Annotated in this window: 18 protein-coding genes; 14 read left to right on the top strand and 4 right to left on the bottom strand. The window is 41.1% G+C overall.

The features are described from left to right. Positions 1-277: 277 nt before the first annotated feature. The 12 genes from glgB to EG2_RS16005 all read left to right on the top strand — a co-directional run bounded on the left by glgB (position 278) and on the right by EG2_RS16005 (position 13,565). Positions 278-2,155, top strand: a complete 1,878-nt coding sequence (gene glgB, locus EG2_RS15950) for a 1,4-alpha-glucan branching protein GlgB (RefSeq protein ID WP_060815406.1) — start codon at positions 278-280, stop codon at positions 2,153-2,155. Positions 2,156-2,302: 147 nt separating this feature from the next. Further along, entirely contained in the window at positions 2,303-3,445 is a 1,143-nt protein-coding gene (locus EG2_RS15955) for a glucose-1-phosphate adenylyltransferase (RefSeq protein ID WP_060815394.1), read from the top strand. Beyond that, positions 3,435-4,586: a glucose-1-phosphate adenylyltransferase subunit GlgD gene (glgD, locus tag EG2_RS15960; RefSeq protein WP_060815395.1), complete on the top strand. Its 1,152-nt coding sequence runs from the start codon at positions 3,435-3,437 to the stop codon at positions 4,584-4,586. The genes EG2_RS15955 and glgD overlap by 11 nt, the downstream gene beginning before the upstream one ends. Further along, on the top strand, positions 4,583-6,013 hold the full coding sequence (gene glgA / locus EG2_RS15965; protein WP_005472317.1) for a glycogen synthase GlgA: 1,431 nt from the start codon (positions 4,583-4,585) through the stop codon (positions 6,011-6,013). The genes glgD and glgA overlap by 4 nt, the downstream gene beginning before the upstream one ends. Positions 6,014-6,143: 130 nt before the next feature. Next, a complete protein-coding gene (locus EG2_RS15970; protein WP_060815396.1) occupies positions 6,144-8,570 on the top strand; it encodes a glycogen/starch/alpha-glucan phosphorylase in 2,427 nt (808 codons plus the stop codon). A gap of 102 nt (positions 8,571-8,672) precedes the next feature. Beyond that, positions 8,673-9,434: a hypothetical protein gene (locus EG2_RS15975; RefSeq protein ID WP_060815397.1), complete on the top strand. Its 762-nt coding sequence runs from the start codon at positions 8,673-8,675 to the stop codon at positions 9,432-9,434. Positions 9,435-9,836: 402 nt separating this feature from the next. After that, positions 9,837-10,406: a DUF2179 domain-containing protein gene (locus EG2_RS15980; protein ID WP_003127011.1), complete on the top strand. Its 570-nt coding sequence runs from the start codon at positions 9,837-9,839 to the stop codon at positions 10,404-10,406. Positions 10,407-10,484: 78 nt separating this feature from the next. Continuing rightward, complete coding sequence (locus EG2_RS15985) at positions 10,485-11,444, top strand: cation diffusion facilitator family transporter (RefSeq protein ID WP_003127012.1); 960 nt, start codon at positions 10,485-10,487, stop codon at positions 11,442-11,444. A gap of 73 nt (positions 11,445-11,517) precedes the next feature. Beyond that, positions 11,518-12,078 carry an elongation factor P gene (gene efp, locus EG2_RS15990; protein WP_003127013.1) on the top strand — a complete coding sequence of 187 codons (561 nt, stop codon included), beginning with the start codon at positions 11,518-11,520 and terminating at the stop codon, positions 12,076-12,078. 65 nt (positions 12,079-12,143) lie between these two features. Next, a complete protein-coding gene (gene crcB / locus EG2_RS15995; RefSeq protein ID WP_060815398.1) occupies positions 12,144-12,512 on the top strand; it encodes a fluoride efflux transporter CrcB in 369 nt (122 codons plus the stop codon). 2 nt (positions 12,513-12,514) lie between these two features. Then, positions 12,515-12,868: a fluoride efflux transporter FluC gene (locus EG2_RS16000; protein ID WP_060815399.1), complete on the top strand. Its 354-nt coding sequence runs from the start codon at positions 12,515-12,517 to the stop codon at positions 12,866-12,868. 13 nt (positions 12,869-12,881) lie between these two features. Then, complete coding sequence (locus tag EG2_RS16005) at positions 12,882-13,565, top strand: hypothetical protein (RefSeq protein WP_060815400.1); 684 nt, start codon at positions 12,882-12,884, stop codon at positions 13,563-13,565. A gap of 48 nt (positions 13,566-13,613) precedes the next feature. Here EG2_RS16005 and EG2_RS16010 read toward each other — a convergent pair whose 3' ends face one another. Together EG2_RS16010 and EG2_RS16015 are read right to left on the bottom strand one after the other, a co-directional pair. Beyond that, on the bottom strand, positions 13,614-13,934 hold the full coding sequence (locus EG2_RS16010) for a GIY-YIG nuclease family protein (protein ID WP_060815401.1): 321 nt from the start codon (positions 13,932-13,934) through the stop codon (positions 13,614-13,616). Then, entirely contained in the window at positions 13,924-14,658 is a 735-nt protein-coding gene (locus EG2_RS16015) for a tRNA1(Val) (adenine(37)-N6)-methyltransferase (protein WP_021151099.1), read from the bottom strand. Before EG2_RS16015 ends, EG2_RS16010 begins: the two co-directional genes overlap by 11 nt. Before the next feature lie 135 nt (positions 14,659-14,793). Between EG2_RS16015 and EG2_RS16020 the strand changes: the two genes are divergently transcribed. Together EG2_RS16020 and EG2_RS16025 are read left to right on the top strand one after the other, a co-directional pair. Next, a complete protein-coding gene (locus EG2_RS16020) occupies positions 14,794-15,423 on the top strand; it encodes a lysophospholipid acyltransferase family protein (RefSeq protein ID WP_060815402.1) in 630 nt (209 codons plus the stop codon). A gap of 255 nt (positions 15,424-15,678) precedes the next feature. Further along, a complete protein-coding gene (locus EG2_RS16025; protein ID WP_060815403.1) occupies positions 15,679-16,032 on the top strand; it encodes a nuclear transport factor 2 family protein in 354 nt (117 codons plus the stop codon). A gap of 230 nt (positions 16,033-16,262) precedes the next feature. Here the strand turns inward: EG2_RS16025 and EG2_RS16030 are convergent, their stop codons facing one another. Both EG2_RS16030 and anmK read right to left on the bottom strand, forming a co-directional pair. Beyond that, the gene (locus EG2_RS16030) at positions 16,263-17,558 is read right to left on the bottom strand and encodes a PTS sugar transporter subunit IIC (RefSeq protein ID WP_060815404.1); all 1,296 of its coding nucleotides are present in this window, start codon (positions 17,556-17,558) and stop codon (positions 16,263-16,265) included. Between the two features lie 39 nt (positions 17,559-17,597). After that, positions 17,598-18,779 (bottom strand): anhydro-N-acetylmuramic acid kinase AnmK, encoded by a 1,182-nt coding sequence (anmK, locus tag EG2_RS16035; protein WP_060815405.1) that lies wholly within the window; start codon positions 18,777-18,779, stop codon positions 17,598-17,600. Positions 18,780-18,788 lie beyond the last annotated feature (9 nt).

An 18,788-nucleotide genomic window follows, 5' to 3' on the forward strand; every position in this document is an offset into this window, starting at 1 on the left:
CTGCCATAAATCTTTTGATTATAAGCAGAGGATCGAAATACAACGAATCAGAAAAAGGAATTGTTTTATTCCGGCAATCGCCAAGGCTTTTACGTTACGAGATCTTTAATTTATGCTATTCTACATATAGGAGCAGCAATGCTAAATAAAAGCCATCTGCCCTGAACTATTTTCCCAGTGATCTTCCTAATATTCTGTTTTTAGAGGGAAGATTGATTGGCTGAAAAAATAGGGTTGATCTAAGAGGAGGTTTGACATACGAGTGGAAAATGAGCAAATGATTACAGCAGAGAAGCAGTTTACGACCGGTGAAAATTTTTATTCACAGCATCTTTTAGGTGCACATCGTATGAAAGCAGGCTATGTCTTTCGTGTCTGGGCGCCAAATGCGCAAAATGTCTGGCTAGTAGGTGACTTCAATCAATGGGATGACTCTTTGCCGATGACGAAACGCTCCGAATCGGGGATTTGGGAAATTACCACCAATCAGCCTCAAGAAGGACAGCATTATAAATTCAAGGTCAAGCAAGCCGACGGCCGTGAAATCATGAAAATTGATCCATATGCAATTTATTTCGAAGAACGTCCTGGAACGGCTGCTGTCTTGCACACCGTGCCAGCAAAAAAATGGCGGGATGGTTTGTGGCAAGGCCGCAAAAAGCGTCAAAATCAATTCAAACGACCACTTAATATTTATGAAGTCCATGCAAGTTCTTGGAAACACCACGCAGATGGAACCCCTTATCGTTTTTCTGAATTAAAAGATGAACTCATTCCTTACCTCAAACAAATGGGCTACACCCATATTGAATTTATGCCATTGATGGAACATCCATTAGGTACATCGTGGGGCTATCAATTGATTGGCTATTTTGCGCTCAGCGCTTATTACGGCACTCCAGAAGAATTTCAAGATTTTGTTGAAGCCTGTCACTTGGAAAATATCGGTGTCCTAGTTGACTGGGTGCCGGGCCATTTTTGTGTCAATGATGATTGTTTGGCTTACTATGATGGAACGCCGACATTTGAATATCAAGATGCTGATCGTGCAAAAAATGTTCGTTGGGGAGCAATCAATTTTGATCTAGGCAAACCACAAGTACAAAGTTTCTTGCTATCCAGTGCCCTTTTTTGGATCGAATTTTATCACATCGATGGGATTCGCGTAGATGCGGTTTCGAACATGATCTACCGAGACTATGACCAGGGTGTTTGGCAACCAAATCATGAGGGCGGCAATCGAAATTATGAAGGTTATTACTTCTTGCAGAAACTAAATGCAGTCGTGAAACTGGCGCATCCAGAAGTGATGATGATCGCTGAGGAAAGTACCTCAGAAACGAAAGTTACAGGCCTGATCGAAGAAGGAGCTCTTGGATTTGATTACAAATGGAATCTGGGCTGGATGAACGATGTCCTGCGTTTTTACCAAATGGATCCAATCTTCCGTAAGGATCATTTGAGTTTGTTGTCCTTCTCATTCATGTACCGCATGAATGAAAACTATATATTACCCCTTTCCCATGACGAAGTCGTCCATGGCAAACGTAGCTTAATGCACAAAATGTGGGGAGATCGCTACAAGCAATTTTCTCAATTAAGAAATTTGTATACCTACATGATGACCCATCCAGGGAAGAAACTGCTGTTTATGGGCAGTGAGTGGGGACAATTTTTGGAATGGAAATATGATCACGGGCTTGAATGGGTCGATTTATCAGATGAACTAAATCAGCGTATGCAGCAATTTACAAAGACACTAAATGAACTGTATAAACAGGAGCGCTCATTGTGGGAAATCGAAGATAAAGAAGAATCGCTGGTAGTCATTGATGCTGATAACTTAGCGGAAACAACATTGACCTATTTGCGACAAGGTAAAACCAAAAAAGATTTCGTGATCGTTGTATTGAATTTGACACCTGTTGAACGCCACGATTTCGCCATTGGCGTTCCGTATGAAGGGACCTACCGTGAAGTATTGAATACCGAACGCGATAGTTTTGGCGGGACTTGGACCCAGAATAATCAAGACCAACAAACAGAAGCGATTCCATTCAAAGAATATCCTTATCAAATCAAAACAATTTTGCCAGCACTTGGGGCATTGATTATAAAACCAGAAAAGATTCAAATCAAACGCAGGAAAAAATGAAAGGGGGGAGGAGCTGGCTCGAAAGTCCAATCAAAGTGACAACGTGAAAGGTGATATCGAAAAGAAGGCTTTTTGAAAAAAAAACATTCATATCGAAAATAACACCCGGCATCGTGAAAGAGATTGGCTTTTTAGCGGCTCAAGAAAATGAAAACAGAGATGTTAGCGATGATCCTCGCAGGGGGACAAGGCACACGTTTAGGGAAGTTGACCAAAAATATTGCAAAACCTGCAGTACCTTTTGGTGGTCGGTATCGTATTATCGATTTTACATTAAGTAATTGTGTTAATTCAGGGATTAAGAATGTTGGTGTGGTGACACAGTATCAACCATTGGCATTGAACAGTCACATTGGAAACGGATCAAGTTGGGGGTTAGATGGTATTAATACCGGAGTTACGATTTTACAACCCTACTCAAATTCTGAAGGTGGAAAATGGTTTGAAGGAACAGCCCATGCGATCTATCAAAACATTGCCTACATTGATGAAATGGACCCTCAATATGTATTAGTATTATCCGGTGACCATATCTACAAGATGGACTACGAAGAAATGCTGGAAAAACACAAAGAAAACGATGCGTCTCTTACTGTTGCAGTGCTAGAAGTGCCAATGAAAGATGCTTCCCGCTTTGGTATCATGAACACAGATAAAAATGACCGGATCATTGAATTTGATGAAAAGCCAGCAGAGCCAAAAAGTAACTTAGCTTCAATGGGAATCTATATCTTTGACTGGGCTCGCTTACGTAGCGTACTGTTAAGTAATTATACAAAAGATGGCGAAATGGTCGACTTTGGGAAACATGTGATTCCATCTTACTTGGAAAGTGGCGACAATGTATTTGCTTATCGTTTTTCAGGCTATTGGAAAGACGTGGGTACCATCGATTCTCTCTGGGAAGCTAATATGGAATTTATCGATCCACAGATGGAACTGGGAATCCGTGATAAAAATTGGCAAGTCTTCTCAAAAAATCCGATTGCTCCTCCTCATTTCATTACAGAAACAGGTTCTGCAAAAAATTCGTTGATCATGGATGGTTGCTATGTTGCTGGAGATATTGAACATAGTATTTTATCAGAGAATGTCCAAGTCAAAGAAGGAACCTACATCACAGATAGTGTGGTCATGCCTGGAGCAGTCATTGGGAAAAATGTAACACTAAAACGCGCGATCATTGGAGAAAATGCAGTGATCGGTGATGATGCAGTCATAGACGGAACAGATGAAATCGCTGTTGTTGGTTATTCTGAAGTGATAGGAGTGACGATTGATGAGAACTAATAAAATGTGTGCTATTTTAGGCAATCTGCACCGCTACAAAGAGTTGATGCCTTTAACGGAAAGTCGTCCGTTATCGACGTTGTTGTTTGATTGTAAATATCGTTTGCTTGATTTCAACTTGTCAAGCATTGAAAATGCAAATATCAAGCAAGTGTATATGATTTTCAACGAAGGAGAAACACAATCCGTATTTGACCATATCGGTGGCGGGAAAGAATGGAATTTAGATGGTGTTCAAAACCGTTTCTTCATTCATTTGTTCCAAGACTCATTAAAACAGCAAGCTGCTGGTCAAGAGTATTACTATAACGTGATCGATTATTTGGAAAAATCAAAATCAGAGCATACGGTTTATATGGGCAGCAATATTTTGTGCAACATTGATTTGCGGGCGTTGCTGAAAATCCATCAGTTGCAGAAAAAAGAAATGACGGTCGTTTACAAACGAATCAGCAGTGACAATGTGAGTGACAACGATTTAGTCTTTTCAGTTGATGAAGAAGGTCATTTGAATGAAGCTGTTCAAGCGAAGAAATGCGAGACAGAAAGCATGGTCAACCTATGTACAGATATCTTCATCATCAGAACAGATCGCTTGATCGAAGCCTTGAAAGAAGGACAAGCTGTAGGTGCAACCCCAGACTTGGGCCGCTTCTTGCGGGAACGAATCTCTATCGAAAATACTAGCTTGTATGAATATACTGGTTATTTAAGCAATATTTATGATATTCAATCCTATTACCAAACCAACATGGATATGTTAGATGTCCATAAATTTACATCATTGCTTTATTCAAATCAAAAGATCTACACCAAGCTGAAGAATGAAGTACCAACCTATTATGCAGAGACTTCAGATGTCAAAAATAGTCACTTTGCTTCCGGATGTATCGTAGAAGGATCTGTCGAACGGTCACTTGTTGCCCGCAGAACAACGATTCATCCGAATGCCCATGTCAAAGACACAATCATTTTTGGGAATAATGAAATCAAAGAAGGTGCCGAAGTTTCCTATGCCATCCTCGATAAAAATGTTGTGATCGCAGAAGGTGTCAAAGTTAGAGGAACCAGTGACGCACCGATCGTCGTCAAAAAAAATACCCATGTCACTGAAGATCTAATTGGAGGAGCAACGGCATGAAGGTACTATTTGCCGCAGCAGAATGCGCGCCATTTTTCAAGACAGGTGGACTAGGGGATGTCGTGGGTGCATTGCCCAAAGAACTTGTCAAAAAAGGGGTAGAAACAGTCGTTGTTCTGCCATTCTTTACTAAAATGTCAGCCGACTATCAAGAACAGCTGGAGGATTGTTTTTCTTTTGAAGTCAATGTGGGTTGGCGTAAGCAATATTGTGGGTTGAAGAAACTGGTTCTCAATCGTGTTACCTATTATTTTATCGATAATCTGTACTATTTTGGTCGTGATAATTTATACGATTATTATGATGATGGCGAACGTTTTGCCTTCTTTCAACTAGCAACTATCGAAATGATGGAGAGAATCGATTTTATTCCTGACGTGATTCATGTGAATGATTACCATACAGCAATGATTCCTTTTCTTCTGAAAGAAAAATATCATTGGATCAATGCTTATCAGAATATCCGCACCGTTTTGACGATTCATAATATTGGCTTTCAAGGATGGTATAGCAAAGATATTTTACCGGACTTGTTTGGCATGGGGACAGAGCGTTACGATGACGGGACATTACGATTAAATGACTGTTTGAATTTCATGAAAGCAGGTATTTTATACGCAGATCGTATCACAACAGTCAGTCCTTCTTATAGTGAGGAAATCAAAACACCGGAATTTGGTTGCGGACTTGAAGTCATTCTAAGAATGGAATCTGGGAAACTGCAAGGAATATTGAACGGGATCGATTATGAAACCAATGATCCCGCAACAGATCCATTGCTGCCCTATCATTTTACTTCCGATGAAATGTCCGGTAAAGCTGCAAACAAGCAAGAATTGCAAAAGATGCTGGGGTTACCAGCGCGTGATGTTCCTCTTATCACAGTGGTCAGCCGCTTGACTACACAAAAAGGCTTTCATCTTGTAATGCCGGAAATGGAAAACTTGTTGCAATTTGATGTTCAATTTGCGCTGTTAGGAACGGGAGAACCGGAATTTGAAGAAGGATTCCGTTACTTTGCTGCAAAATATCCAGAAAAATGTGCCGCGGTGATTTCTTTTGATATTGGACTGGCGCAAAAAATGTATGCCGGAGCGGATCTGTTCTTGATGCCTTCTGCTTTTGAACCTTGCGGGCTTTCACAAATGATCGCCATGCGTTACGGAACATTGCCAGTTGTGCATGAGATTGGCGGACTAAAAGATACGGTAGATTCATACAATCCAATCACTCATCAAGGCACCGGATTTGGTTTCCAAGAGTTCACGTCATTTTATTTGATGAATGCAGTGAAACAAGGAATCCTGCTTTATCAAGACGACCAGCAAACGTGGAAATCTTTGCAAGCACAAGCCATGAATAAAGATTTTAGCTGGGACATTAGTTCCAATCAATATATTGATCTCTACCAAGCGATCAAAGTATAATCAAGTATAAGACAGAAGTATTCATTAGTCTGAAAGTAGAGCGGGTTTGAAAGAACGACCTAGCGACAAGGGCGATTGGTGCTTCTGTCCTTTTTCATACAAATTGATAGTCATAAAGGAGTGAATTGTAATGGAGAAAGCTACCTTGCAAGAATTATTAGAAAGCCGGTTGAAAGATATTTTTTCGATCGAGATCGCAGAAGCTTCACCGCAAGAATTGTTTTTAGCTTTAGCTAACGTGGTCAAGAGCTGCTACGCGAATGATTGGAGCCAGACACGAAAAAATCTGCTCGTTGAACAGCAGAAACAGGCGTATTATTTCTCAATCGAATTTTTACCTGGAAAACTGTTGAAAAGTAATCTACTGAATTTAGGGTTGCTGGATACTGCGGAAGAGCTCTTCGAAGAGTTATCCTTTTCATTAGATGAAGTTGCTGAAGTTGAAAAAGATATGGCATTAGGAAATGGCGGACTAGGACGATTAGCTTCTTGTTTCATGGATTCTTTGGCTTCATTAGGGTTGCCAGGAAATGGGAATGGCATCCGTTATAATTATGGCCTTTTTAAACAAAAGTTTGTCGATGGGCATCAAGTAGAGCTGCCTGACGACTGGTTGCGTGCCGGAAATGTCTGGGAGGTTCGAAAAGAGAGTAAAGCCGTGGATATCCAATATGGCGGCGAAGTGTACTTGATTGAAGACGAGAATGGGAGGCTGCGTCCTGAACGGCATGGTGGGTATGTCTGGCGTGCGGTTCCTTATGATACCGGAATGGTAGGCTATCAAAATGATATGATCAATACATTGCGTTTGTGGAGCGTTGAGGTTCCCGCAGCGGAAGAAGCCAACTATGCAACCATTGAATCTCGTCGTTCTCTAGAAGATCTGACCGCTGTCTTGTATCCAGATGATTCCAATGAACGTGGCAAGAAGACTCGACTTATGCAAGAATATTTCTTTGTTTCAGCAGGCATTCAAAGTATTGTTCGCTACTATTTAAAATTGAATCATCCGCTAACGATGATGAGTGAAAAAATTGCGATCCATATCAATGATACCCACCCTGCATTATGTGTATCCGAATTGATGCGGTTATTGTTAGATGATCATGATTTGCCATGGGAACAAGCATGGGCAATCACAGTGAAAGTCATGAGCTATACCAACCATACGATTATGGCTGAAGCTTTAGAAAAATGGCCGATTGATCTATTCAAAGAAGTTATTCCTCGGAATTACCAAATCATTGAAGAGATCGATCGTCGTTATCTTGAAGAATATGCAGAGGTTCACGAAGCTGCCCTTCTTAATCGGACGCGTATTATTATTGATGGTCAAGTCCATATGGCGCATTTAGCGATTATTGGCAGCCATAGTGTCAATGGTGTCGCAAAGCTCCATTCTGATCTGTTGAAATCCGTTGTCCTACATGATTTTTATTTGATATTCCCAGAACGTTTCAATAATAAAACCAATGGGATCGCACAACGTCGTTGGATGCAGTTAGCCAACCAACCTTTATCAAAGGTGCTTGATACGACTATCGGCAAAAGTTGGCGTCATAACCCGCAAGACTTGCAATTATTGAAAAATTACCAAGAAGATCCAACAGTTCTGCAACGTCTAGCAGATGCAAAACTGACCAATAAACAAGCGTTAGCTGAATATATTCAGCAGACAACCGGGATCGAAGTTGATCCAACCGCGATATTTGATGTCCAAATCAAGCGGCTCCATGCGTATAAACGACAGTTGCTGAATGTGATGCATATTTTGAAACTCTACTTTGACTTGAAAGATGACCCTCAGGCACCGATTCATCCACGGGTATTTATTTTTGGAGCAAAGGCCGCACCTAGTTATCATTATGCGAAAGCCATTATTAAAGTGATCAATGAAGTAGCTAATCTGATCAATCATGATCCGACAATCAATGATAAGCTGAAAGTCGTCTTTTTGGAAAACTACAATGTCACATTGGCTGAGCGGATCATTCCCGCAGCAGATGTCAGTGAGCAAATTTCCTTAGCATCAAAAGAAGCTTCCGGTACTAGCAACATGAAGCTGATGTTGAATGGGGCAGTCACGATCGCGACATTGGATGGCGCGAACATTGAGATTCGAGATGCAATCGGAGATGAGAACATTGCCATTTTTGGATTAACAGAAGAAGAGGTCTATGCTTATTATGCCCAACAAAACTATTCTGCGTATGCGTTTTACGAAGAAGATCCTGTGCTGCAACGGGTCGTGAATGCGTTTATTGACGGAACGATCCCAAATATAGAAAGAGAAGGTCGGGAAGTGTTTGATTCACTATTAAAATATAATGATGAATACTTCTTGTTGAAAGACTTCAAATCTTATTGCGATGCCCAATATCGCGTGGATTTAGCTTATAAAGACCAACAGCGCTGGCAAGCGATCAGCTTGATGAATATTGCGAATGCCGGCAAATTTTCCGCAGATTATACGGTTCAAAACTATGCTGATGATATTTGGCAGATCGAACCATTGTATGCACATGTCAAAGAGCCAAATTCAGCTAGTCTGACGTAATAATCTATAGCACTTGGTCATTGAATATTCCCAAAAGGCACTACAGCTTTCGTGAATTATTCACTGAAATATGATATGATTATAAAAAATCGCAACCAGAGGATGAGTGAATTGGCAAATTATTTAGATGTGAAACGCAAACATTTCCGTTTTCCAGCATATGATGATCAAGAAGGTGTAAAGCTGCAGTCCGAACACAAGGAAGTTTTCAGTCAGTCTGATGATTGGATTTTGACAGAAATCAAGGATCAACCTAGCGCGAGCAGCAAAGAAAAGGATTCTGCTCACTCATTGCGTCGGAAAGTTCCTTCCAGTCACCCAAATTATGGTCATAGTGTGCGGCAAAAAGAAGAATTAGCGCAACATCGGGCAAATTTACCAAGCTATGGAAAACGACCTTTGCAGGAAAGTACACCTACCGGCAAAACAAATCTTTTTGGCAATGATCAACGACGTGCTTCTTATAAAGTGACGAGTAAAGCAGAACGGGCTGAAACGCCAACACCGACCAAGAAAGAGTATTCTGGGCGATCTTATTTTGTTCCCAAATACATTCCTGCATCGATCATCCCTGAACAAGAAAAAGAAGAGATCACTTCACAAGAACTGATGGATTCAATGGAGAAACCTCGCGAATCCTATTTGCTCTTTGATACTGAGCCAGCAGCCTACCAAGTAAAAGAAGGCGATGATCCCACGGTCAGAAAGTTCAATCGACCGCAATCTGTGGGCATGACACGGCGGGAATTTCGCGGCATGAACAAAAAAAACGGCGATAAGCGAGCTGTTCTGGATCGTTCCTTAGAAGGAATGATCGAAGAGGGGCAGTCAGAAAGCAATAAAAATGGCTACTTTCGCTCTTGATGAGTAGGACACCTGAATAAGCAAAGGCACTCGTGAGAATCTCTCGCTCAACAAGCAGTTGGGAGTTATTCATTAATAAAACAAGGATAATGATTTAAACAACAAAGAAAGCAACTATCTGAATTGTAGATGAAGCTGTGGCGCTAGCTTGCTGGATGAAGTAAGCTGACAAAACCAGTCGCCATCATCTGTGATTTGGGTAGTTGTTTTGTGCTTCAGAATAGCGCTAGTCTTTTCAAAAAAATATCAAGAAAGCTGAAGCGTCAATTTCCGTTAAGGAAGCGGCAGCTGTCCTCCTTGTTTTTATTTGTTGCAAGAAAACGGTGACTAACAGATGGCAACTGCTCAATTATTTTCACATTTGAGAAGCATTTGCTATTCTTAAAAGAGGAGGGATACGGGATGGAAATTGATTTACAAATGTTAGCGATGATCTTCTTTATCAATATGGCTTATGTCACATTGAATACAATTCGTTTTTTATTGACGATGAAAGGGTATCGGCTGATTGCACCGCTGGTCAGTATGGTCGAGATCACGATTTATATTTTAGGATTGTCGATGGTATTGGATCGCTTAGACAATCCATTGAACCTATTGTTTTATGCCTTAGGTTACGCCGCAGGAGTTAGTGTTGGTATCAAAATCGAAGATCAGCTAGCTTTAGGCTATACGATGGTCACGGTGATTTTACCGACGAATACAGATGAAGAAAAGAATTTGCCAAAAATTTTACGCCAAGAAGGATATGGTGTTACTCAAAGTTACGGAGAAGGATTAGAAGGTCCGCGATTGATCCTTGAAATTCTCTCACAACGCAAAAGTGAGAAGAAGCTATTTCAAAAAATCAAACAAATCGAAGAACGGGCCTTTATCATTAGCTATGAGCCCAAATATATTTCTGGCGGCTTTTGGACGAAGAAAATCAGTCGGAGAGAAGCCCGGGTCAAAAAAGAACAAAAAAAGGAATAGCTCTTTTTCTCTCCTGTGCGAGGGTCCTTTTTTGAGGTATAATAGGCAAGAATTTGGTTTGGAAGGAAGCGAATTTGAATGGAAAAACAAGCAAACGGCATGATGGCGGTGATAGCAGCACTCATCTCGAATATTTTAGTTGCCATCAGCAAGTTTGTCGGCTACGCATTGAGCGGCAGTGCGGCGATGTTGAATGAAAGTATTCACAGCGTGGTCGATTGCAGCAATCAAATCTTTCTGTTGATCGGTGATAAACGAGCAACGAAAGGGCAAAGTGAACTTCACCAATTTGGCGAAGGACGCGCGAAATACTTCTTTAGTACGATCGTAGCGATGATGCTGTTTTTTGGTGGGGGCGCTCTAGGTGTAATGGAAGCTTTTGAAAAGCTGCTGCATCCTGCTCATGAAGTTGGTAATACTTGGCTAGTGATTGGTATTTTGCTTTTCGGTTTAGTTGTAGAAGGTAGTTCTTTGTGGATCGCGATCAAAGAAATTCGGACCTTGAACGTAGAAAAGCAGCCTATTTATCGGTTTTTGAAAGAAAGTCGCCATAGTGAGATCTTGATTATCTTTACCGAAGACTTTTGTGCAGTGATTGGCTTAATGTTGGCAATGGGTGGAACGATCCTGACAATGGTCACTGGCAATGCGTTTTTTGATGCTTTCAGTGGCTTGCTGATCGGTATTTTGTTGATGATTGCTGCTATCTTTTTGGCACGAGAATTTTACAGTTTATTGATTGGCGAAAGCGTGACGAAAAGAGATCTTGTGCTGATCAAAGAAGCCTTTGATCGTCCAGATGTTGATCGATTATTGGATATCAAAACGGTCCATTTAGGTCCTGCGGAAATCTTAGTCGCTGCCAAAATTGATATCACAGCAAAACAAGAGGAGATCGGTTATCAAATCATTAATGAGATCGAAGCAAAGATCCGCAGCTTCATGCCGGATAAAAAAATGTATATTTATATTGAAACGGATGAGTATGATCCTCATTATATGGAGAAACGGCGAAAACTTGTCCGATCACAAGACTGATTTTTGTAGAACAAAGCCAGTTTTTTTGATACAATAGACGAGGATTATCTAAGACGAAGGAGAATAAACCATTATGATCAATGCAAGTGATTTAAGAGCAGGAATGACATTCGTGCAAGACGGCAAACTAATCAAGGTATTAGAAGCCAGCCATCACAAACCTGGTAAAGGGAATACAGTCATGCGTATGAAATTGCGCGATGTTCGTTCAGGTTCAACCTATGATACAACATTCCGTCCAGAAGAAAAATTTGAAAAAGCACATATTGATACGAAAGCTGTTCAATATTTGTATACAATGGACGATACAGCGTTCTTCATGGACTTGGAAACCTATGAACAATATGAAATTCCGGTTGAAGTTGTAGAAGAAGAAATGAAATACATTCTGGAAAACATGGAAGTGAAGATCCAATTCTTCGGCAGTGAAGTGATTGGGGTTCAATTACCATCATCAGTCATCTTAAAAGTTGTTGAAACACAACCGTCGATCAAAGGTGCGACTGTGACTGGCTCAGGTAAACCAGCAACGATGGAAACAGGTTTGGTCGTCAATGTACCTGACTTTATCGAAGAAGGCGAATCTCTAGAAATCAATACTTCTGAAGGTACGTACATCAAACGCGCGAAATAATTATTTTCTAGAAGAGCCAAGGTTTTATGAACTTGGTTCTTTTTCTTTTAGAAAGAAGGATCAACATGAATGTACTTGTTGTGGCATTTTTTGCATTTTTTGGCGGCATGGCACGCTATTTTCTTGCCTCGGAATTGCCATCTTGGGGCATCTTCCCTTTAGGCACATTACTGGCTAATTTTATTGGCTGTTTTATTTTTAGCTTTTTAGTCAAGCAGATCATGACGAAAAGACAATTGAATGGACGTTTGATCTTGGGCATGGGGACCGGATTTTGCGGTGCTTTGACAACTTTTTCATCCTTTGCACTTGACACGGTGCAGTTGCTGCAAAAGCAAGCCTATGGATTAGCGGCGGGGTATTTGGTCCTGTCGATTTGCGGCGGGTTATTTTTTGTCTGGTTAGGCGAAGCCCTCGTTAGAAAGCAGGTGTAAGTATGGCATATATCGTTGTAGGAATTGGTGCAGCCATTGGCGCTGTCCTGCGTTATGGTATCAATCGTTACTTTGAACGAAGACCGCATCCTTTTCCCAAAGCCACTTTGCTGATTAATTTATCTGGTGCGTTGATACTAGGGATTCTTGCCGGTCTTCAGATTGATCAACAGTCGTATCTTTTGCTTGGAACAGGGATCATGGGCGGTTATACTACTTTTTCAACAATGACGATTGAATTATTTACATTGCTAAAGACCAGTCGCCAGTACTTTTATCTTTATTTTTTCAGTACGTACATTGTAGGATTGATGGCTAGTTTTATTGGGTTGATGATAGGCGCTTATTTGAACTGAAAAGGAGTAGACGATGATTGCATTCATGTCAGCAGAAATGTGGCTTAAAAGTGAGTTTTTTTATTATTCAATCGTTCCGGTTTTATTAGTCGTTGGATTAGTGGCGCTTTTACTTTTGCTGATCCTTTTGTTGTATCAGGAGAACCGGCGGCAAGGTTTGATCTGGCTGCCTGTCGTAGTTTTGTTGCTATGCGGTGGCGGTTTCTTGTTAGGAGATCATTTTTTTCACGACTTTAAAAATGACAATGCACAGATTACGCCAAATATCCGCGATCGGGAAAAACGCTTTATCGGATATAAATATTATGATCAGAGCACGTTGGCGGCTTATCAGCGAATCCAAAGTGAAGCCATTCCTTCTCTGGGGATCTATCAAGCAGAACCGGTTAGCCGAGAAATCCGATTTCTGGGTATTGCGCACAACTCTGTGTATTTCAAACTAGGAGAACAGTATTACTATTTGCGCCAAGCGCCAATCTTTGTGAAACAAGAACAAGCTGAGCTGCAAGGTGTCCAATACCATCTGACTGAGTCCGCTTTTGCAGACATCGGTTTTTTTACAGAAACAAACAATTATTTAACAGCCATCGTTTTGCCTGAGAGCAAAAAAGAGTTAGTCTATGAATCCATTGATGGGATCTTGCCAAAAGAGTTTGGTAAAAATCAAACGGCTTGGGCAGTCCCTGGAAACCAGTAAAAAATTTCATTACATGAGACAAAAGGATAGGTGAATCATCCGATTCATCTATCCTTTTGTGATGTCTTTACTTTCCTTTGAAGATTGAGTATTCAAAACATTTTTTTCTTTCTGTTCAGTCAAGTAACGTTCTTTGTGTTTGCGCACCAGTTTTTTAAAGGCAGCTTCCGCTTTTGTGGCTTCACTACGGGTAGCAAAACTTTCCGCATGGATCATTTGTAAGGGGCGACGACTAGCTGGATGAGTGTACTTTGCTCCAATGCCTTGATTGTGTTGATTCAGGCGGCGTATCAAATCTGTGGTATAACCACCGTAAAAGGTATTGTCTTTACAGAGCAATACATAGAAGTAATGCGTATCAGCTGCCATAGAGCATCCGACTCACTTCCTCACTGTAGCTCCCATCCGCATGATAAGTGATTAGCGGTGAGGCAATCTTAAAACCGTCAGCTTTACCATCCTTGATGCCTTCAATCAATAGGATATTCGCGTCTTTCCCTGCTTTGGGATAGACGAAACGGACACGTTTGGGGGCGATTCGATACTTTCTCATGCAGTCTAAAATATCCAAAAAACGATCAGGTCGGTGAACCATAGCAAAGCGCCCATTCATTTTCAGCGCTTTACTGGCTGTGTGGACCACCTCGTCTAATGTGGTCTCGATTTCATGCCGAGCAATCGCCAAATAAGGATTGGGATTTTTAACAGCAGTGGGAACATTTTTGAAATAGGGCGGATTACAGACTAAGAGATCCACCGAATCCGGTTTGATTTTGGTAAAGATATTTTTTAAATCCATTGGGTAAACCGTTATTTGTTCCTCAAGCCCATTTAAGCTTACACTGCGTTGGGCCATATCAGCCAGCCGGTCCTGCAGCTCGATCTGGTAAATATGAGCCGAAGTTTTACGGCTGATAAACAAGCCGACTGCACCATTTCCAGCACACAGATCAACGATTCGTCCCCGTTTGGGAATCGTTGGGAAGTTAGCTAGCAAAACGGCATCGAGGGAGAAAGAAAAGACCTCGCTGCTTTGGATGATTTTGATATCTTCCGCATATAATTGATCTATGCGTTCGTTTGATTGCAACATGAAAGCATACTCCTGTTCTAATTCATTTCCTTTGTATTATACTACGATTAAGAATAATCGGAAACGACAAAAAAGGCTTGTCATTTGAAGCGTTTTTTTGCATACTTATAAAAGAAACTGGAAAGGAAAGTGAGTATGTTTTTTAGCTTTATGCGAGGCGTGGTTCGGGTCATTTTGTTTTTGATCAACGGGAACGCCCGATATCAAAACAAAGAGGCTTTGCCGCAAAATGAAAATTACATATTGGTTGCACCTCACCGTACCTGGTGGGATCCGTTGTATCTGGCGGTGGCTGCTCGTCCCAAAAAGTTCAGCTTTATGGCAAAAGAAGAATTGTTTAAGAATCCAATCTTGCGCTTTATTTTGATTCATGCGAATGCTTTTCCGGTAAAGCGTGACAAACCAGGGCCGAGTGCTGTCAAAACACCGGTGAAAATCTTAAAAGATACAGATCTGAGCCTCATTATGTTTCCTAGCGGAACAAGACATTCGACCGCGCTGAAGGGTGGCATGGCATTGATTGCCAAAATGGCGAAGGTAAAAATCGTACCTTCTGTTTATCAAGGTCCCTTGACGCTAAAAGATTTATTTAAACGTCGACGAGTAACCGTTCGTTTTGGGGAGGCGATCGATATCAGTGATATCAAGAAAATGGATAAAGAAGGGTTAGCAGAAGTGGAGCGCCGCATTCAAGGTGCTTTTACAAAGCTCGACCAAGAAATAGATCCGAATTTTGTTTATGAAGTAGAAGAGAAGGAACGTTGATGCGTTTCTTCTTTTATTTTTGACGGTGTTTTAGATAAATATTGAACTTGATAAGTTTTTGAGGATATGCTATAAGATAATCAATAACAAGGGAATAGTTACAGGTTTAGAGGGTCTATTGCGGCAAATAGTAATTCTTTGATTTTAGGTATTCAAAAATTATTTGTGAAAGTAGAATATATAAATACAATTAGATACTTGTTTTATAGTGCAAATTAAAATACAGATTTTTACACATTGAGGAGGTAAAATGATATGAAGCCAAAAGAAATACTTTGCCAATGGGTTGACGCATTTAATCATGCGGATGTAGAAATTATTTCAGAATTATATGATGACAATGCAATAAACCATCAGGTTGCCAATGAGCCAGTTATTGGAAAAGAGGCTATAAAGAAAATGTTTGAACAAGACTTCTCTAACGCAAAAATGGTTTGTATCGTTGAAAATATTTTCGAAGATGGACAATGGGCAATTTTAGAGTGGCGTGACCCGTTAGGTTTGAGAGGGTGCGGTTTTTTTCAAATAGTAAATAATAAAATTTTATTTCAAAGAGGCTATTGGGATAAGTTATCTTTCTTGAAACAGCACAATTTGCCTATTGAATAAAATGAATAGATATCTTATATAAATAGTTTGCAAATTTCTTAAAAGGTGCATTAAGGGAAGGATAATAACTTCCCTTAATGATTATTAAAACATGGTATTATTTCTAATTTCTAAAGTAGGGTTGCTTCGTGCTTCTTACCTAGGAAAAGCAGCTCCTTATTGGTATGCTCAAAAAAATTTTAAAAAGGAGTCTCTGTTAGACAGAGGCTCCTTTTTTAGCTCATCAAGAGTTATTCAGTGACTGGTTGATTTTCCTTTTCCAATTCATTTTTGTCATAGATTTTTACAAATGGATAATAAATGAGGATGGAAAGTACAATCAAAAGAATGTTTAAGACGATTGCTCGCCAGTCGCCGCCTGTTGCCAGAAAGGCACCAATTGGTCCTGGCAATGTCCAAGGGGCATTGACGGTCACTTTGTTGACTAAACCAGCCGAGGTGGCTACCCAGGCAATTACACCATTGAGTAATGGTGCAATGATAAATGGCGGAATCAAAATTGGATTCAAGACGATAGGTGTCCCAAAAATCAACGGCTCATTGATATTGAAAATAGCAGGGATCAATGCGGTTTTTCCTAGTTTTGATCCAAATTCGGATTTTGTACGAAAAGCAAGCAAGATCGCCAGACCGATGGTTGACCCTGCGCCGCCGATCCAAATGAACCATTGGTAGAATGGCTCAGCAGCAATGTTCGGAATCACATCACCAGAAGCTAACGCAGTGGTGTTGCCTTCCAATAATTGCAGCCATAAAGGCCGTGCCAGTGAACCAACGATCGAGGCACCATGGATTCCAAAGGACCAAAAGAATGTCGTTAAGAAAGTGATCAATAAGACACTTGGCAAGCTATCGGCTGCGCTAACAAGAGGATCAACAACTTTTGCTACGATGGTATGCCAGTCAAAGCCAATGTAATAGGTGATTGCCCCCATACCTAAAATAATGATCAATGTTGGCGTTAATGCTTCAAAAGATCGAGCAACAGCAGGAGGAACTTGTTCCGGCATCGTGATTTTAAATTTAGATTTATCCGTCAAACGATAAATCTCGACAGCTAAAATCGATGTAATGATCGCTACGAACATCCCGGCACTGCCCAAGTTTGCCATTGGTAAAACAAATCCGGCTGTACCAGCAGCATCCAAAGCTTCGGGGGGAATATTTATTGGCGTGAAAGTCAGTAAAAAAGCTGTGGTGGCTAAGATACCACCAGAGAGACCATCGAGTTTATAGGAACGGGCTAAGCTAAAGCCGATCCCGAATGCGGCATATAAACTCATAATGTACATCGTCATGCGGTAAGGAAGCAAGATCGTGGTCGCATGGCTCGAAAGAAATTGATAGATTCCCCAGTCTTGTGGCAGGGGAGGAAAAGCCAAGATCATAAAAAATGAGCTGACGATAATCAGTGGCAAAGTAGAGACGATCCCATCACGGACCGCCCGTAAATGCCGTTGACTTCCCAGTTTTTCCATTGGTCCAGCTAGGTGACGTTCAATGAACTGTGTAAATTTATCTAACATTTTTTAACCTCCTGTGAAAACGTTCGTATGGTTGAATTGCTAAAGTTCTGTTGAGTGATTCCGCTCTCCTATGGGACCAAATGGATTTGGGATGATCTTTCCCAGAATCACGGATTGTTTGGCACCAGTCGCGGCAGGAGCATTATTTTTATGTCCCTGTAAGGTCTCGTATCCTAAAAGGGCAAACGCCATAGCTTCTTTCGCATCATTGGACCAACCTAAATCATCTTGGGTAATCACTGTAATCTCAACGGGTAAGTAGTTGACCAGCATTTTTTTTAGCGTTGAATTATGCGCGCCGCCGCCTGCTAAAATCACTTCAATGGGTTCGCTTTCAATAAATGGGAAAACGAAGCGCCGATAGCTCTCGGCAATCGAGTAGGCAGTAAAATCGGTCACTGTTGCTATTAAGTCTGCTGGCTTTTCTGCAGAAAAATCTGCCAAGAGTTGATCACTGAATGCTTGACCAAATAGTTCCCGTCCAGTGCTCTTAGGGGGTGCTTGATCGAAATAGGAATGATTTCTTAATTGTGTTTGCAATTTAGGAATAATGGTTCCCTGTTGAGCAATCCTTCCTTCATCATCGTAAGGAAGTTGGAATAATTGATGCATCAGTTCGTCGATGATCATATTTCCAGGACCAGTATCGAAGGCGACAAGATCACTTAATGTGCCATTTTTCGGCAAGACCGTCACATTTCCAATCCCACCGATATTTTGCAATAAGCGGGTTTTATCAGGGGAACGATACAAGAGATAATCCGTATAAGGTACAAGCGGCGCTCCTTGTCCACCAGCAGCCATATCCATCGCGCGGAAATCGGCAACCACAGTTGTTCCAAGTCCATAGGCAATGATTGACGGCTCTCCAATTTGAAACGTACTGGAAACAAGCGGGTTTTCCGAGGGTGCATGCCAAATAGTTTGTCCGTGGCTAGCAACAAAGTCAATGCTAGTTTCGGTTACTGCTGTTTCTTGGCAGACCTGACGACAAGCAGCGAGAAAGGTATAGCCTAGCTCAACATTTAACTGACAGATCAAGGGAACAGAAGAGGCCTCCGGGTCACAGGCTTGCTTTATTCTTTGGCGCAGCTCGGGGGAAAAAGCAGTAGTCGTCAGATGCAGCAGACGAATAGATGGCTGTGAATGATTATCGATTTCTACTAATGCGGCATCAACGCCATCTAAACTAGTTCCAGACATGAGTCCAATTCCAAGCATTGTTTCTCC

Origin of the sequence: Enterococcus gallinarum NBRC 100675, from assembly GCF_001544275.1 — a bacterium.
Lineage (GTDB): Bacteria > Bacillota > Bacilli > Lactobacillales > Enterococcaceae > Enterococcus_D > Enterococcus_D gallinarum.

Coding starts and splice junctions, on each gene's coding strand:
- glgB (WP_060815406.1), top strand. CDS start 278: ATGATTACAGCAGAGAAGCAGTTTACGACCGGTGAAAATTTTTATTCA.
- EG2_RS15955 (WP_060815394.1), top strand. CDS start 2,303: ATGAAAACAGAGATGTTAGCGATGATCCTCGCAGGGGGACAAGGCACA.
- EG2_RS15980 (WP_003127011.1), top strand. CDS start 9,837: ATGGAAATTGATTTACAAATGTTAGCGATGATCTTCTTTATCAATATG.
- crcB (WP_060815398.1), top strand. CDS start 12,144: ATGAATGTACTTGTTGTGGCATTTTTTGCATTTTTTGGCGGCATGGCA.
- glgA (WP_005472317.1), top strand. CDS start 4,583: ATGAAGGTACTATTTGCCGCAGCAGAATGCGCGCCATTTTTCAAGACA.
- glgD (WP_060815395.1), top strand. CDS start 3,435: ATGAGAACTAATAAAATGTGTGCTATTTTAGGCAATCTGCACCGCTAC.
- EG2_RS16015 (WP_021151099.1), bottom strand. CDS start 14,658: ATGTTGCAATCAAACGAACGCATAGATCAATTATATGCGGAAGATATC.
- EG2_RS16000 (WP_060815399.1), top strand. CDS start 12,515: ATGGCATATATCGTTGTAGGAATTGGTGCAGCCATTGGCGCTGTCCTG.
- anmK (WP_060815405.1), bottom strand. CDS start 18,779: ATGCTTGGAATTGGACTCATGTCTGGAACTAGTTTAGATGGCGTTGAT.
- EG2_RS15985 (WP_003127012.1), top strand. CDS start 10,485: ATGGAAAAACAAGCAAACGGCATGATGGCGGTGATAGCAGCACTCATC.
- EG2_RS16030 (WP_060815404.1), bottom strand. CDS start 17,558: ATGTTAGATAAATTTACACAGTTCATTGAACGTCACCTAGCTGGACCA.
- efp (WP_003127013.1), top strand. CDS start 11,518: ATGATCAATGCAAGTGATTTAAGAGCAGGAATGACATTCGTGCAAGAC.
- EG2_RS15975 (WP_060815397.1), top strand. CDS start 8,673: ATGAGTGAATTGGCAAATTATTTAGATGTGAAACGCAAACATTTCCGT.
- EG2_RS16025 (WP_060815403.1), top strand. CDS start 15,679: ATGAAGCCAAAAGAAATACTTTGCCAATGGGTTGACGCATTTAATCAT.
- EG2_RS16005 (WP_060815400.1), top strand. CDS start 12,882: ATGATTGCATTCATGTCAGCAGAAATGTGGCTTAAAAGTGAGTTTTTT.
- EG2_RS15970 (WP_060815396.1), top strand. CDS start 6,144: ATGGAGAAAGCTACCTTGCAAGAATTATTAGAAAGCCGGTTGAAAGAT.
- EG2_RS16010 (WP_060815401.1), bottom strand. CDS start 13,934: ATGGCAGCTGATACGCATTACTTCTATGTATTGCTCTGTAAAGACAAT.
- EG2_RS16020 (WP_060815402.1), top strand. CDS start 14,794: ATGTTTTTTAGCTTTATGCGAGGCGTGGTTCGGGTCATTTTGTTTTTG.